Raw genomic sequence first — 689 nt, forward strand, 5'->3', positions numbered from 1 at the left:
AGATAAGCAGGTTAAAAAAGGGGCTAAGAAAGATGATGTAATGGTTCTGTTGTCTTTGTTAGACTTAAATACCTTTATTGGATTAAGGGATGCTGTGGCAGTTCTTACTCTTTATAAAACAGGTGTAAGAATCAATACACTTGGGCAACTGCAAGAGAAGCACATTGACTTTGAGAATAAGTTACTTTGTATGGAGGGGGAAATCTTAAAAAACCATAAAATTCTAAAGTTACCCATTGATGATGAATTACTGCATTTGTTGAGGGTTCTTATGAATCAGAATAATAAAATAAGAGAATACTATGGTCAAAAAAACTCTTACTTATTCATTGGTTATAAAGGTACATCTCTTAATACAAAATCTACAAACAATGCTATTTCAAAGCAGTTAAACAAATATGCTAAAAAGTATGATTTGCAGAATATTAACCCTCATGCTTTAAGAAGGGGTTATGCTAAGAGCTTGTTGGATAAAGGGGCAAACCTTGCACTAATTTCTAAAGCTCTAGGACATTCAAATTTAGCTGTTACAACTCAGTATCTAGATTTAGATGTTGAGGAAGTAGCTGATAATCTTAGGGAATATTTATAATAGTTTACCTCCTGCTGTGATTTGTAGGAGGTCTTTTTTATTTTTCTCTCACTTATTTATAGTAATATTTAACAAAATATATGGTATGATATTCCTA

1 protein-coding gene is annotated in these 689 nt (G+C 31.5%); it reads left to right on the forward strand.

The features are described 5' to 3' along the window. Positions 1 to 592 (forward strand): tyrosine-type recombinase/integrase (locus tag N9I19_RS25030; RefSeq protein ID WP_317779375.1); only part of this gene is annotated, 592 nt, incomplete at its 5' end. Between the last annotated feature and the right edge of the window lie 97 nt (positions 593 to 689).

The organism is Peribacillus sp. CSMR9 (assembly GCF_033141925.1).
In the GTDB taxonomy this organism is placed as follows: domain Bacteria; phylum Bacillota; class Bacilli; order Bacillales; family DSM-1321; genus Peribacillus; species Peribacillus simplex_A.